Annotated in this window: 13 protein-coding genes; 4 read left to right on the forward strand and 9 right to left on the reverse strand. The window is 47.4% G+C overall.

All coding sequences use genetic code 11. The annotated features are described in order from the left end of the window. Window positions 1-55 precede the first annotated feature (55 nt). Both ACY8DT_RS09705 and ACY8DT_RS09710 read left to right on the forward strand, forming a co-directional pair. Window positions 56-442 (forward strand): YisL family protein, encoded by a 387-nt coding sequence (locus ACY8DT_RS09705; protein ID WP_462420106.1) that lies wholly within the window; start codon window positions 56-58, stop codon window positions 440-442. A 137-nt stretch (window positions 443-579) separates the two neighbouring features. Further along, window positions 580-2,013 (forward strand): alpha-amylase family glycosyl hydrolase, encoded by a 1,434-nt coding sequence (locus ACY8DT_RS09710; protein ID WP_462420107.1) that lies wholly within the window; start codon window positions 580-582, stop codon window positions 2,011-2,013. Between the two features lie 274 nt (window positions 2,014-2,287). On the opposite strand, the gene ACY8DT_RS09715 is transcribed toward ACY8DT_RS09710, so the two are convergent. The 3 genes from ACY8DT_RS09715 to ACY8DT_RS09725 are packed head-to-tail and all read right to left on the reverse strand — an operon-like array spanning window position 2,288 to window position 5,312. After that, entirely contained in the window at window positions 2,288-3,634 is a 1,347-nt protein-coding gene (locus ACY8DT_RS09715) for a CoA-disulfide reductase (RefSeq protein WP_462420108.1), read from the reverse strand. Window positions 3,635-3,637: 3 nt separating this feature from the next. Further along, entirely contained in the window at window positions 3,638-4,480 is an 843-nt protein-coding gene (locus ACY8DT_RS09720; RefSeq protein ID WP_462420109.1) for a DegV family protein, read from the reverse strand. Between the two features lie 19 nt (window positions 4,481-4,499). Next, window positions 4,500-5,312: a Cof-type HAD-IIB family hydrolase gene (locus ACY8DT_RS09725; RefSeq protein ID WP_462420110.1), complete on the reverse strand. Its 813-nt coding sequence runs from the start codon at window positions 5,310-5,312 to the stop codon at window positions 4,500-4,502. Between the two features lie 109 nt (window positions 5,313-5,421). Here ACY8DT_RS09725 and ACY8DT_RS09730 point away from each other — a divergent pair, with 109 nt between their 5' ends. Further along, on the forward strand, window positions 5,422-5,730 hold the full coding sequence (locus tag ACY8DT_RS09730; RefSeq protein WP_462420111.1) for a metal-sulfur cluster assembly factor: 309 nt from the start codon (window positions 5,422-5,424) through the stop codon (window positions 5,728-5,730). Window positions 5,731-5,880: 150 nt separating this feature from the next. Here ACY8DT_RS09730 and pcp read toward each other — a convergent pair whose 3' ends face one another. Continuing rightward, on the reverse strand, window positions 5,881-6,522 hold the full coding sequence (gene pcp / locus ACY8DT_RS09735; protein WP_462420112.1) for a pyroglutamyl-peptidase I: 642 nt from the start codon (window positions 6,520-6,522) through the stop codon (window positions 5,881-5,883). Window positions 6,523-6,534: 12 nt separating this feature from the next. Next, a complete protein-coding gene (locus ACY8DT_RS09740) occupies window positions 6,535-7,356 on the reverse strand; it encodes an undecaprenyl-diphosphate phosphatase (protein ID WP_462420113.1) in 822 nt (273 codons plus the stop codon). 146 nt (window positions 7,357-7,502) lie between these two features. Between ACY8DT_RS09740 and clpB the strand changes: the two genes are divergently transcribed. Continuing rightward, window positions 7,503-10,094: an ATP-dependent chaperone ClpB gene (gene clpB / locus ACY8DT_RS09745; protein ID WP_462420114.1), complete on the forward strand. Its 2,592-nt coding sequence runs from the start codon at window positions 7,503-7,505 to the stop codon at window positions 10,092-10,094. 423 nt (window positions 10,095-10,517) lie between these two features. Here the strand turns inward: clpB and ACY8DT_RS09750 are convergent, their stop codons facing one another. The 4 genes from ACY8DT_RS09750 to ACY8DT_RS09765 all read right to left on the reverse strand — a co-directional run bounded on the left by ACY8DT_RS09750 (window position 10,518) and on the right by ACY8DT_RS09765 (window position 15,272). Continuing rightward, window positions 10,518-12,179, reverse strand: coding sequence for a glycerol-3-phosphate dehydrogenase/oxidase (locus ACY8DT_RS09750; protein WP_462420115.1), 1,662 nt, complete (start codon window positions 12,177-12,179; stop codon window positions 10,518-10,520). Window positions 12,180-12,224: 45 nt separating this feature from the next. Then, on the reverse strand, window positions 12,225-13,724 hold the full coding sequence (gene glpK, locus ACY8DT_RS09755; protein ID WP_462422256.1) for a glycerol kinase GlpK: 1,500 nt from the start codon (window positions 13,722-13,724) through the stop codon (window positions 12,225-12,227). A gap of 45 nt (window positions 13,725-13,769) precedes the next feature. After that, complete coding sequence (locus tag ACY8DT_RS09760; RefSeq protein ID WP_462420116.1) at window positions 13,770-14,588, reverse strand: MIP/aquaporin family protein; 819 nt, start codon at window positions 14,586-14,588, stop codon at window positions 13,770-13,772. A gap of 147 nt (window positions 14,589-14,735) precedes the next feature. Continuing rightward, window positions 14,736-15,272, reverse strand: a complete 537-nt coding sequence (locus ACY8DT_RS09765; protein ID WP_462420117.1) for a glycerol-3-phosphate responsive antiterminator — start codon at window positions 15,270-15,272, stop codon at window positions 14,736-14,738. Window positions 15,273-15,283: the final 11 nt, after the last annotated feature.

Consider the following 15,283-nt stretch of genomic DNA (forward strand, 5'->3'; position numbering starts at 1 on the left):
TTGGTGCTATAATGGAGCGGAAATCTTTATAAAAGAAATGAAAGAGGTAAGTTTAATGATACATTTACACTTGACTACAATCGTCCTTGCGGTTCTCCTGTATGTGATCGCCCTTGTCTTTTATCAGAAGAGCGGCCCGGGCAACACAGGTAAAATGACCCATATGATTTTACGTGCAGATTATATCTTCTTAATCTTCAGCGGTCTGATCGTCTATATCCAGAACATGGAAGGCATCAGTGCTTCAGACGGTCATATGATGTACGGACTTAAAGTGCTGTTCGGCCTGGCGGTCGTTGCGCTTATGGAAATGAGCCTGATTAAAACTCAAAAGAATTCAGGTTCTGCAAATACGCTCAAAATCATATCCTATATAGTAATCATTGTTACTATCGCGCTCGGTATTTATTTACCGCTTGGTCCTTTAAGCTCCATGTTTTAATTTAGGCAGTATGCTGCAGACCACTGATGGTCTGCAGTTTTTTTGTATATAATTTATGAACTTTTCATAAAAACCGACCGGAAAATATCTGAATCTAGTATACTGGTATGATATGAAACTAAAGGCAGGCATAGATAATGAAAATATTTAAGTTGATGATGGTAATGTTTATAACCGGTGCGGCAGTGCTGACACCATATACATATATATCCGCCAATAATCTGACGGATACGGATGCAGACAGAATATACAGCATTGTGGTGGACAGGTTCTTGAATGCGGATACCACAAGCGATGAAAATGTGACCGTGGATGAAGACCCTGAAATGCGCTTCGGCGGGGATTTCCAAGGAATCGAAGACAATCTCGACTATATAAAGAAAATGGGCTTTACAGCAATCCATCTGTCTCCGGTGTTCAAATTCTCGGATGATGATTATTTGGGCTATGACGTTGAAAGCTATGACGAAATCGATCCGGGTCTCGGCGGTGAAGAAGGTCTCAATGATCTGGTCGATGCCGCGCATGACATGGACCTTGAAGTATTCGTCGACCTTCCCGCAGTATCCGTGGATGGTGAAAATGCGGCTGAGGACGTGAACGTCAATGAAATATACGGAGATTACCTGAACGAAAAAGATATCGATATTCTTGATCTGACTGACGAATCGGTCCAGAGCGAGTATCAGGATATGGTCCAGACTTTCGTCGATGACTTCAATATTGACGGCGTATCGATGATGGTTGCGCAGGATGATGTGAATGCGTCTGAAATCCTCCCCGGAGGAATAAAGACTTATGGCTTTTTGACAACCGAAGATGCGGTTGCGGGCGGGTTTGATTATATGGCTATCGAGTCAATGAGAACAGAGCTTGCGGAATCATTCGCAACAGTCGACCGCGAAGTGCCCGAAATTCCGGATTCAGAAAATATGCTTCTTGTGGACCACTGGTTCAGTGAACGCTTCACTTCGCATGCAGTAGAAGAAAATATGTTCCCAGGCACACGGGTCAAGCAGGTCATGACATATATGTACAGCCATCCCGGCCCGGTCGGCATGCTGTATGGAACAGAAGTTGCCTTCAATGGTGAAGAGATGCCGACGATCCATCCACAGATGGATCTTTGGACCGACCAGGAAGTTGTGGAATATTTAGAGCATATCAATATGGTGTTCCAAGACCATAAAAATGTGCTGTCAGGCGAACTTGAAACACTGCATAACAACGATGGCCACTACATCACACGCTATCACACCAACGAAGTGGACTTTATTTTAAACGTCAATGATACGAGCGCGACGCACGGTGTCAACCTGGCGCTCGATGATGTAGAGGACAATCAGGTGCTCAGCGGCATGCTGATCGGCGATATGGTCAGAGCAACATCACCGGGAGAATACATCGTCGTCCTCGACCGTGAAGAAACAGAGCTTTACGCAGTCATCGAAGAGCAGGGCTTCAACAATGGCTACATCATTGCAAGCATCATCATCTTCGGCGGATTTGCAGTATTCATCTTCTTCGCAGCATGGAACGGCAGAAAGCATAAGAAAAAGAAACAATCATAATTTTGAGATGAGCCACTGAAAACCTTCGGGTTTTTGGTGGTTTTTTTGTTTTGATGGTGTTATAGGCGTGGGCGCGGCGCTATAAGTGGCGGCTCCGGACATGAGGTATGACACGAGCCAGGTGAAAATTTTGGTTTCGTGCCATCTGCATCTCCGGAATGGCACGAGTCAGGTGAAAAGTAGAATTTCGTGCCATCTGATGGACGATTCCCATCACTCCCCAACCACAAAAAAGCCACAGCGCACCGGTGAAGGGGGAGCTGTGGCAGCCAAATTACATTAATCCTCTTTTTTTCATTTCTTCGATTGTTTTGTATCCGACCATGTTCAGGAAACTTTTCGGACTTGAGAACGGCGGTGAATAGGCGACTTCGATATTGACGAGGTCCTGGGCTTTTCCGCCCATCCGTATATGTGTTGCCAAAGTATCCAGTCGTTTATCGGCACCGCGTTTGGAAATGATGGACGCCCGCAGGATTGTACCGTCATTTGCTATATAGATTTTGATTCTGATCTTCGACGCACCTTCCATATAGCCTGCTTTGAAATTTTGCTGATGGTCGATGACGAAATGTTCATAATCACGGACGGCTTCCTGTGGAATGCCGACTGAACCGACTTCATAATCGAAGAATCTCATTATATTCGTACCGAGAAGACCTTCGAATTTCACATCGTATTCACCATGAATATGGTTAGCGATAACGTAGGCGATGCGGTGGGCCGGCCAGGCAAGTTTAATGTTTGCCGGCACTTCCGGTACATGGAGATATTTAGTTTCCATGACGTCACCGAGTGTATAGACATTTTCCACGTTAGTCTGACCGTATTCATTAACAGGTATCAGCCCGCCGTCTGTCATCGTGATTCCCGATCCCTTTAAAAATTCAGTATTCGGATTGAGTCCGATGCCTTGAATGATCAGAGGTGCTTTGACCTTTTCATTATTCGTCAAATGAAGATACCCGTCCTCATAACGCTCGACTTCGGCATTCAGTTTCAGATCGATGCCGTTCTTCTCCATTTCCTGATGAAGGACCGCAACGATATCTGCCTCAATGTGTCCGTAAATATTTTCATTTCTATGGACGACGGTCACACCGATATCGCGCAACCTTAAATTCTCGGCCATCTCCATCCCAATGAAGCCGGTGCCGACGACAATGGCCTCCTGAACTTTATTCTCATCAATAAACGCCATGATTCTGTCCATATCTTCTATGTTATGAAGCGAGAGTGCTTCTTCGACATCTTCAAGACCGGAAACGATTCTCGCCCTGCCGCCCGGAGAAAGGATCAAATAGTCGTAAGTATCGTTGAATTCTTCGCCGGTTGTGATGTTTTTGACAGTGACAAACTGCTTGTCGGTATTCACGCCTGTCACTTCATGATAAGTAAACACGGACACGCTTTTCTCATTGAATGATTCAGGTGTCGCTGCAATAAGTTTACGGCGCTCGTCGACCTCGCCGCCGATATGGTAGGGCAGGCCGCAGTTCGCAAAACTGATATCGCGGTCTTTTTCGTAAATGGTAATGTCCAGTTCCTGGTTCAGGCGTCTCAGCTGAGACGCTGCGGTAGCACCGCCTGCGACACCGCCGACTACAATGACTTTTGCCATTAATTACACTCCTTCATTGAAGTAAAACATTGCGATTGTTCCGTTACCTGTGTGGCTGGAGATTGTCGGGCCGATCATGCTGATGTTGACCACTTTAACTTCAGTTTCCTCAAGTATTTTTTCCTTGAGCTGCTCAGCGGAATCCAGTGCATTTGATTGTGTGATGTGGATCTTGCCGGTGACCTGATCATCATTGATATGTTTGATCATACTTTTGAATACTTTTTTGACGCCGCGGTGTTTCTCGAGTGGAACGAGTTTGCCGTCCTCAACATGAAGGAGAGGCTTGATATTTAAAAGACCGCCGAGAAATGCACTGCCTTTGGATAGTCTGCCGCCTTTTGCCAAGTAGTCCAGGTCGTTGACCGTAAAGAAGTGACGGATATTTTTAATATTTCTTTCAGCATTTTTAATCACTTCGTCGTCTGAAAGGCCGTCTTTTATATCATCACTCGCACTTTCAACAATCATGCCGAGGCCGTAGCTTGCAGCATGTGAGTCGATGATTGTGATATCCGCATCAGGATAATCGTCCAGAATGGTGTCGCGTGCAATGACTGCACTTTGATACGTTCCTGATAACTCACTTGAAAATGCGATATAAAGGATGGATTCCCCTTTTTCAACGTGAGGTTTGAAACTTTCAACAAAATTTTCCGGGTTGATCTGGGAAGTTTTCGGACGCTCACCGTCAGTGATTGCCTGAAGTACTTCTTCACTGGAAATATCAATCTGGTCCTTATAGTCATTCTCACCGATATTGATTGTCAGAGGCAAAACTTCTATACCCCGTTCCTTACTGTCTTCCAACGTCATATCCGCACAGCTGTCTGCAATTAAAATCATAGTATACCCCTTTCGTATTTTATATTTTTAAATTAAAGTAATCTGCTAAAAATTTACCGACACCGTTATCGTTGTTCGATCCGGTGACATAATCCGCAACGGATTTAATATCTTCGATGGCATTGCTCATCGCGACGCCATGCTGCACATATTCAAGCATCTCGGTATCGTTGTCCTCATCGCCGAATGCGATGGTGTTTTTATGGTCGATGCCAAGATATCCGCGGACATAATCCACACCGACTGCTTTGTTGATGCCTTTTTTGATAATCTCAAGAACTGGATACGGTGCGCCCCAGCGTCTGTGTTCAATCGCTTGCGCGAACAGATCGTCCAATTCCTGTCTGATTGCCGGAATTTCTTTTTCTTCTGCCTGAATCAGGATTGTTGTCGGTCCTTCTTCCATCGTCTGAGTCAGCTCGCCGACTTTGATGACCGGCTCGCCCATGCTGAACGCGTCAAATAAAACTTCATCATGATAATGAAGGTAGACCGTGTCTTTTATTTCAGCGACTATATTTTGTATATTAAGATCAGGAATTCTCTTTGCAATCTCGATGGCAACATCAAGATCCAGCTCTTCATGGACCGTTTTGAAATCGAAGTCGTGCGGGTGGTGGACGAAAGCACCGTTGAAATTGACAACAGGCGTAGTCATACCCAGTTCTGTATAGTAAGGCTCACTCGCACGGTAAGGTCTCCCCGTTGAAATCATGATCTCATGGCCTTGACTTTTAAGTTCATTTAAAACCTTTTTTGTGTACGGACTGATTGTTTTTTCATCCGTCAATAGTGTTCCGTCTAAATCCAGACATATTAAATACTTCTCCATAGCTTTGCTCCTCTATAAAAGTTCACAATTCCATAATAGCATTTATATTTAAACCTTGTTAATAATTTGTTATTATAAAGATAAGTAATTCTCTAAAGGAGTGAGATGGATGGATAAGGAAATGGAAGAGAGCATGATGGGTGCAATAGAAAACGTCATCGACCCTGAGCTTGGTATAGATATTGTCAACCTGGGTCTGGTTTATGGCGTCAACCTTGATGAGGACGGTAACGCAGGTGTGGAAATGACATTGACATCGATGGGCTGTCCGATGGGACCGCAGATCGTTGACGGCGTTAAGCAGGCACTTGCAGAACTGCCGGAAGTAAAAGACACGGAAGTGAACATCGTCTGGAACCCGCCTTGGGACAAAGACAAGATGAGCCGCTACGCCAAGATTGCGCTCGGCGTAAGCTAAATAGATGATTGATTAACGAAGGGCCGTCACATTGTGACGGTCTTTTCTTTTTTTGAAATAAAACCCCCTCGGCCAAGTGGGGAGTAGTTTGACCGGCAGGCGTTCCAACCATACAAAAACAGACGGCCTCAGCCGTCTGCTCTCTATCAATCAATGTATTTCCCCGAACGGACTGTTGAGGTCGTCACCTTCCTCCACCATCGCTTCGACAGCCGCGTGCAGCCCTCTCGTGATATCACCCGGCGGCATCGCGGGCATACGGTTTTTATTTTCAACCTGGTCTTCTGAAAACGGCACATGGATGAATCCGAATTTCGCAGCGGGAAATTCGGTATCCACGAGGTTGCCGAGCTGATAGAAGACGTGGTTGCAGACGAACGTGCCTGCGGTGTTCGACAGGCGTGCCGGAATGCCTGCATCATCCATCGCCTGCACCATCTTCTTCACCGGCATATTGGAAAAGTAGGCGGCCGGTCCTTCCTGCTCAATCATTTCGTCGATGGGCTGGTTGTTCTCGTTGTCCGCAATTCGGGCGTCGTCGATGTTGAGCGCGACGCGCTCGACGCACATTTCACTTCTGCCGCCGGCGAGACCGACTGCGAGGATGAATCTGAAATCATCACTGAGCATCAAGTCACGTAGGACTTCTTTTGATTTGCGGAAGACGGTTGGGATTTCCGCTTTCACTACGTCGCAGCCCGCAATCGTATCCGGCAGGTTTTTCACAGCTTCGTAAGAAGGGTTGGTGTCTGCACCGTCAAACGGATCGAATCCTGTGACTAATATTTTCATCAAAACACTTCCTTAAAAAATGAGTTGGTAAAGAATCGCAAATGTTCCGAGTCCAAAACAATAATAGCTGAATATGATCAGGTTGCCGCGCTCCATCACGCCCTGCAGCCATCTGAGTGCATAGTAGGTCGCAATCAGCGATGCAATGAATGCCAGTACATAAGCGAACCATAAAGTATCGATGTTCGGGTCGCGTGCGATATCGGGTATACCGATCAGTGCCGTCCCGAGTGATACCGGAATATATAGCAGGAAGACGAATCTGAGCGCGTTTTTCTGATTCAATCCGACTGCCATCGCGCCGACGAGGGTCGCGCCGCTCCGGCTGACGCCGGGCGTCAGTGCGACGACCTGCGCGAGACCGACGATGACAGAGTCTTTGATGGTGAGTTCGCCGTCACGCTTCTGGCCGCGTTTATTTTTAATGAACCACAGCGCAAGCCCCGTGACAAGCAGCATCAAGCCGACGAAGCCCATCGAGATATTTTCACCGATGACGTCTTTAAGTAAAATTCCCATGATACCGACCGGGATCGTCGCGATGATCAGGTACATCGTATATTTGGCGTCCTTGATCGCCTGGGCGTCCCGCGCCCCCTGGAATAAAAACCTGAATAAGTTTGTAACGATGACGATGATATCGTTTCTATATATGAATAGAACAGCAAGCAGTGAAGCGGTGTTCAAAAATATTTCAAAGGACAGGCCGGTCGCTTCTATGCCGAAAAGCTCTCTTGCAATGACGAGATGTCCACTGGATGATACAGGAATCGGTTCTGTGATTCCCTGAAGCAGCCCTAAAAATATGTATTTGATCAGTTCCCAAAATTCCATTGATATGCCTCCTAAAAATCTAAACTATAGTATAAAATAAAAATCTCCCAAAAGCGATAAATAACTTGATAATAGGGTAAAAAGTAGTATAATTAAATTAAGGTCAAAAAAGGTCAAACTATTAAAAGTCATGTGAGGTGACATTTATGGATATTAATAAAATGACCTATCAAGTGCAGTCGATCATAGAGCGTGCCCAGAGCATCTCCGTGGACCTGAAACTGCAGGCGATAGAAGCTGAAGCGGTGGTAAAAGCGATGCTGACCATCGATGAAAGCATGTCGAGAGACATATTGGAACGCGTCAATATCGATGTAGACGCGCTCATTGGAAAATACGATGAGAAATTACAGAAATATAATGTTGTTACAGGCGAGAATGTCCAGTACGGACAGTACATGTCCAATGGATTTACAAGCATCATCAACCGTGCTGAAAAGTATATGGCTGAAATGGGCGATACTTTCATTTCCCAGGAACATATGCTGCTCGGTGCGATCCAGAACGACAATATAATGAAAGAAACCGTCGGAAACAAAGATGAAATTGTCAGAGAAGTCATAGAGAAAGTCAGAGGAGGGAATCATGTGACATCACAAAATCCTGAAGTACAATATGAAGTTTTGGAAAAATACGGCCGTGACCTGGTCGAAGAAGTCAGACACGGAAATGTCGACCCCGTCATCGGCCGTGATGAAGAAGTGAGAAGCACGGTGCGTATTTTAAGCCGTAAAAGAAAGAACAACCCGGTGCTGATCGGTGAGCCGGGTGTCGGTAAAACTGCCATTGTCGAAGGGCTCGCACAGAGGATCGTCAGACGGGACGTGCCGGACAGCCTGATGGATAAGACCATTTTTGAACTGGACCTGTCCGCGCTCGTCGCCGGTGCGAAATACCGCGGGGAATTCGAGGAGCGTCTGAAAGCCGTCCTTAAGGAAATAAAAGAATCCGAAGGCCGGATCATTTTATTCATAGACGAAATCCACATGCTTGTCGGCGCCGGCAAGACTGAAGGTGCCATGGACGCTGGGAACATGTTGAAACCGATGCTCGCAAGAGGCGAACTGCACTGTATCGGTGCAACGACTCTGAATGAGTACCGTGAATATATCGAAAAGGACTCCGCTTTGGAACGCCGCTTCCAAAAGGTGCAGGTCCCTGAGCCTGATGTTGAAGATACGATTTCAATACTGCGCGGACTGAAAGAGCGTTATGAAGTCCACCACGGTGTCAGGATCACCGACCGTGCACTTGTTGCGGCTGCAGAATTATCAGACCGTTACATTACGGACAGATTCCTGCCGGACAAGGCAATTGACCTGATGGACCAGGCGAGCGCAACGATCCGTACGGAAATGGGATCGAACCCGACCGAACTGGATCAGATCAACCGCCGGGTCATGCAGCTTGAAATCGAGGAACAGGCACTTAAAAATGAAGATGATTCCGTTTCAAGGCTGCGTCTCGATGAGTTGCAGAAAGAATTGTCCGAAGCACGTGAAGCGCAGGGAAGCCTGTCCCAGCGTGTGGAAAAAGAGAAAGAGCAGATCGGCCGTGTTAACGATAAACGTGCCGAAGTGGATAAGGCAAGGCAGGAGCTTGAAGAAGCGGAAAACAACTATGAACTGGAACGTGCCGCTGAACTCAGGCACGGCAGACTGCCTCAGCTTGAAAAAGAAATGGTCGAGCTCGAAAATGAGCTGCAGGAAGCGAGTGCCGGTGAGAACCGTATCATACGGGAAGTCGTGACCGAAGAGGAAATCGGCTATATCGTCAGCACATGGACGGGTATTCCTGTCAGCAAACTCGTTGAAACGGAGAAAGACAAGCTGCTCAAGCTGTCAGATATACTTCATGAACGTGTCGTCGGCCAGGATGAAGCTGTAGATCTGGTTGCGGATGCAGTCATCCGTGCAAGAGCCGGCATCAAAGATCCGGACCGTCCGATCGGGAGCTTTTTATTTTTAGGACCGACGGGTGTGGGCAAGACCGAGCTCGCAAAAACACTCGCATCCACGATGTTCGACTCCGAAAAGCACATGATCCGGATCGACATGAGTGAGTACATGGAGAAACATGCCGTGTCCAGACTCATCGGAGCACCGCCGGGATACGTCGGCCACGAAGAGGGCGGGCAGCTGACAGAAGCCATCCGCCGCCAGCCTTATTCCGTCATACTGCTTGATGAAGTGGAAAAAGCGCACAGTGATGTCTTCAACATTCTGCTGCAGCTATTGGACGAAGGCCGCCTGACAGATTCAAAAGGGCGTTCCGTCGACTTCAGAAATACCATCATCATCATGACATCCAATATCGGTTCCGGCCACTTGCTGGACGCAGTCGAAAACGACGGTGTGCTGACAGATGAAGTCAAAGATACAGTGATGGGCGAAGTCCACATGTACTTCAAGCCTGAAATCATCAACCGCATGGATGACATCGTCATGTTCAGCCCGCTGTCGAAAGACAATATGGGCATGATCGTCGACAAGCTGGTCGACGACCTGAACCGCAGACTCGAGAGCCAGCATATGAGCGTCGAAGTGACCGAAGCTGCGAAAAATTGGATTACGGACGAAGCATACGAACCCCAATTCGGTGCACGCCCGCTGAAACGCTTCATCACCAGACACATCGAGACACCACTTGCCCGTAAAATGATTGAAAGCGATCTGGTAGAAGGCCAGAACTTCAAAGTCGATTATGCAGACGGCGAACTCAAATTCGAAACACAATAATTAAATGGAAATAAAAATCATGCCCCGGAAGATGAGGACACTCTCAACTTCCGGGGCATCTTTTTGTATTTCAGGGCGTTCCGGGCACTCGCGTGCGTGGCGAGTACCTATTAAAGTTTCTGCAGGTATTCGTGAGTATGGCGAGTACCTATAAAATATATTTAACCCGTGTTCGCCGTCCGCGCGAGCATGCATTGGAGGTTTAAGACGTGTTCGCCAGCCGCGCGAGCATGCATTGGAGGTTTAACACGTGTTCGTCAGCCGCACGAGCATGCATTGGAGGTTTAACACATGTTCGTCAGCCGCGCGAGCATGTGGTATACGCTCCAACGGAGCTTCGATTCCAAAACGAAGCGCTGATAAGAAACAAACACAAAAAATCCCCTGCCATCTCCTGACAGGGGATCCAACCCAATTCAATATCTATTTAACAAACTCTCCGACTGCATTCTTTAAAGCGAATTCGAGCTCTTCCACCATCTGATCGTGGGTTTCATCGCTCCAGCCGAGTGTGCTCTGCATCAGGGCGACGACACCGTCCTGATATTTTCTGACAAGATCGACATCGAAATATAAGTCGCCTGTACGGCGCACGAAGTAGTCTGTCGGTTTTGCGGTCATTTCATTTTGAATGCTGTATATCACTTTGGCATACTCGACAGGCGGAAGACCTTGTTCGTTGTCTCGATCGACTGCGCTTGCGAGCGTGAATATTTCTTCAGCGTTACTGCCGTATTTCTCAGCAATATCGCGGCCTTCTTCTTTAGTCAGCCCGTAGGATTCAGCTTTCTCGGCAGCAGCTTCTATGAAGGCCTCGAAGTTATCACTGCCGCCCACATCTCCGCCGGAAATGACCTGGTTCTCCGTATCGCATGCTTTGAATTTCACACCGTACTCTTTCTTCAGTTCTTTCGCAACGCGGTCGACGATATCTTCAGCCATATGACGGTACCCTGTAAGTTTACCGCCGGCAATATTGATCAGCTTGCTGTCTGCCACCCAGATTTCATCTTTTCTGGATAATTCAGAAGGGCCTTTACCCGGCTGCTGAATCAACGGACGGATGCCTGCCCAGCTGGATTCAATATTGTCATCGGTCAGATCGAGTTCAGGGAACATATAGTTCACATTTTTCAGCAGATAATCGCGGTCTTCCTGTGTTGCAATCGGTTTTGCAATATTTTCATCATAAAAAGTATCTGTTGTGCCGACATAAGTTTTGCCGTTTCTCGGAATTGCGAACATCATTCTGCCATCATCTTTCGTATCAAAATAAATGGCCTGTCCGAGTGGGAAATCACTCTTATCGAAGACGATATGGACGCCTTTTGATAAGACGATATGCTTCTTGATCTCTTTGGATGCCGGATCTTCTTCTCGCACTTCGTCGACCCACGGGCCGGCGGCGTTTATTACCCGGCGGCCTAAAATCTGATATTCACGGCCGCCGAGTTCATCACGCGCGCGAATACCGACGATCTGCCCTTTGTCATATACGAAACCAGTTGATTTCATGTAATTGACGGGGTCTGCACCAAATTCCACGGCCTTTTTCATCACTTCAATCGTCAGCCTTGCATCATCGGTTTTGTACTCGACGTAATAACCGCCGCCGAGAAGGTCTTCCTGCTTGACGAGAGGTTCTTTATTTATAACGTCGTCGACTGAAAGCATCTGACGGCGTTCACTTTGTTTGACTCTTGCAAGTGCATCATATACTTTCAACCCGATGCTCGTCATCAACTCACCATATGAACCACCTTTATGAAAAGGCAGCAGCATCCATTCCGGTGTCGTTACATGCGGGCCGTTTTCATAAACGACTGCACGTTCGAGACCTGTGGATCTGACCACACCAATCTGCATCTGTTTCAAATAGCGCAGGCCGCCGTGCACAAGTTTCGTACTGCGGCTCGATGTACCTGCTGCAAAGTCCTGCATCTCCACCAAAGCGACTTTCATACCCCGTTTTGCTGCATCCAGTGCGACACCTGCACCGGTAATCCCACCACCAATCACCACGACATCATAATCGACTTTTTCCATATGCTCAAGTTGATCTTTTCTGGTTAACATATTCAACATGTTGCAAATCCTCCTAAAATGATTGGTATTCCTATATGAATAAACCTATTCTTCTTCTTTTAAACGTTTCGGCTTGAAAGACTGCGTCGCACTGACTGCCGCCTGCCAGCCTTCATATAACTCATCAATCTTTTCCTGGTCCATTTCCGGTTCGAATACGGAATCCGTATCCGATACCTGCTCAATTTCATCGACAGAAGACCAGAATCCTGAAGCAAGGCCTGCAAGGTACGCTGAACCGAGTGCAGTCGTTTCCAGCACTTCCGGACGCTCGACGCGGGTTCGGAGCAGGTCGGACTGGAACTGCATCAGGAAATCATTTTCTGCAGCGCCGCCGTCCACTCTGAGCATATCAAGATCTGTACCCGCATCCTTTTGCATTGCATCGAGAACATCTTTCGTCTGATACGCAAGCGACTCGAGCGTCGCACGCACAAAGTGTTCTTTCTCGGTACCGCGTGACAGTCCGAAAACTGCACCGCGCGCCTCTGAATCCCAGTAAGGCGCACCGAGCCCTGTAAATGCCGGAACGACATACACGCCTCCGGTATCATCGACACGTTCTGCATAATTTTCGGTCTGAGAAGAATCTGTAAACATTCTGAGGCCGTCTCTCAGCCACTGGATGGCGCTGCCTGCGACGAATATTGAACCTTCAAGAGCGTAATGCACTTTGCCGTCCAGTCCGTAAGCGATTGTCGTAAGCAGCCCGTTTTCACTCTTCATCGCTTCAGTACCCGTATTCATCAACAGGAAACACCCGGTACCGTAAGTGTTTTTCGTATCACCTTTGTCAAGGCACAGCTGGCCGAAAAGTGCTGCCTGCTGGTCGCCGGCGACACCTGCAATCGGTACGTTGATACCGAAGAAGTGTGCTTTGGTCGTTTCACCGTAGACTTCACTTGAAGATTTGACTTCCGGAAGCATGGACTCCGGCACCGTCAGATGTTCGAGCAGCTCTGAATCCCACTTCAGATCATGGATATTGTACATTAAGGTGCGGCTCGCGTTCGTATAATCCGTTACATGGACATTGCCTTCGGTAAAGCGCCAGATGAGCCATGTATCTATTGTACCGAATAAAAGGTCGCCGTTCTCCGCCTTTTCCCGGGCGCCATCCACATTATCAAGAATCCACTTGACTTTCGTCCCTGAGAAATACGGGTCAAGAAGCAGACCTGTGCGCTCCTTGAATTTCGGTTCGAGATCCTGGCTCTTCAGTTCTTCACAAATATCCGCCGTCTGGCGAGACTGCCAGACAATCGCGTGATAGACCGGACGGCCGGTATTCTTATCCCAGACGACCGTCGTTTCTCTCTGGTTTGTTATACCGATGGCCTCCACCTGTGAAGCCTTGATATCATTTTCCGACAACACTCCGGCGATGCATGCGAGCACCGAACTCCAGATTTCATTCGCATTGTGCTCGACCCAGCCGGACTCCGGGAAGTACTGTTTGAATTCCTTCTGGCTCGTTGCCACCACTTCCGAGTTTTTATTGAAAAGTATCGCTCTTGAACTTGTTGTCCCCTGGTCAATGGACATGATATATTTTTCCTCATATTTTTCCAATTTCAAATCCCCCTTGGATTACATTAATTTTGATGTTTCTTCTTTTAAGACAGCTTTGTTTAAGAATACCCCTAAAACGAGTACGGCAATCACAAAGATGATTGCGAACAATAAGTAGATGTCCGGTGCGCTCAAGAATACGAAATTGTAGACTGCGGCACCGAGAGCACCACCGGCAAGCGGTCCCAATATAGGTACCGGTGCATATTTCCAGTTTGAACCGCCTTTGCCTGGAATAGGCATCAGGAAATATGCAAGCCTCGGACCGAAATCACGTGCCGGATTGATTGCATATCCCGTCGTACCGCCGAGTGACAGACCGATTGCGGTCACAAGAAAACCGACAATGAGCGGATTCAGGCCTTCCGTGAACTCGTTTGCACCGATGAACAGCAGTCCCATCAACAGGATGAATGTGCCGATCATCTCACTCGTAAAGTTGGCGACGTAGTTCGGATAGACCGGACCGGTCGCATATACTCCGAGCTTAGTATCCGGATCTTCCTCTGCCTTGAAGTGCGGCATGAAGTGGAGCCACACGAGAAATGCACCAAGCATGGCGCCCAAAACCTGGGCGATGATGTACGGGATGACGTCCACCCATGGAAATACGCCGGCGAACGCAAAGCCGAGAGTCACTGCCGGATTGATATGGGCGTCAGAAAACTGACCGACCGCATACACGCCGAACGCGACGGCAAAGCCCCATCCAAATGCAATGACGATCCACCCGGCCCCTTTCGCAAGCGATCCTTTCAAATTGACGTTTGCAACAACGCCGGCACCGAATAATATCAGTACCGCAGTGCCGACAAACTCTGCAATGTAAACATTCATTACTTGATTCCCCCTTTGTATTTTGTTAATAGATATTAAAAAAGTCCACACTTATAGTAGGAACACTATAAATGCGGACTCTGATTCTCCATCGCTATTAACTTGTTTAAAATATAACCTCTCGATTTTAAAATGTCAAATTTAAACTTAATCAAACCACAGATTTATTTTTGAAGTGGTGACGAATTCGGCGCCAGCCTGGATCGCCTGTTCGACTTCCTGTTTCGTCTCGATCAGCCCGCCGGCAATGACATCGACATTTTGTGTATGCGTATAGAAATGAATCATCTTCGGCACGATGCCCGGCAATAATTCTATATAGTCCGGATTGGTCTGGTTGATCATATCTATACTTTTCTCCACAGATGAAGAGTCGATCAGAAAGACACGAAGAATCGTCTTAAGTTTCATCGCCGTCGCCTTGTTGACCAGCTTCCCGCGGGTCGTAATGATGCCGTACGGTTTGAACTTCTGGTGAATATATTCAAGCGCTTCATTATTGATGGCAAGCCCTTTGATCAGGTCCAGGTGGATGAACACCTGGAAACCATGGTCATGCATCACCTTCATATGGCTCGCAAGATTACCGATATGGATATCCAGTAAAACAACTTTCTTATACGGACTGCCGATCAATTTTTCAAAATCTTTCAATGAACGTATTGCAGGTAAAATATTAGTCATGCTGAACCTCG

This window comes from Salinicoccus sp. Marseille-QA3875 (genome assembly GCF_054950095.1).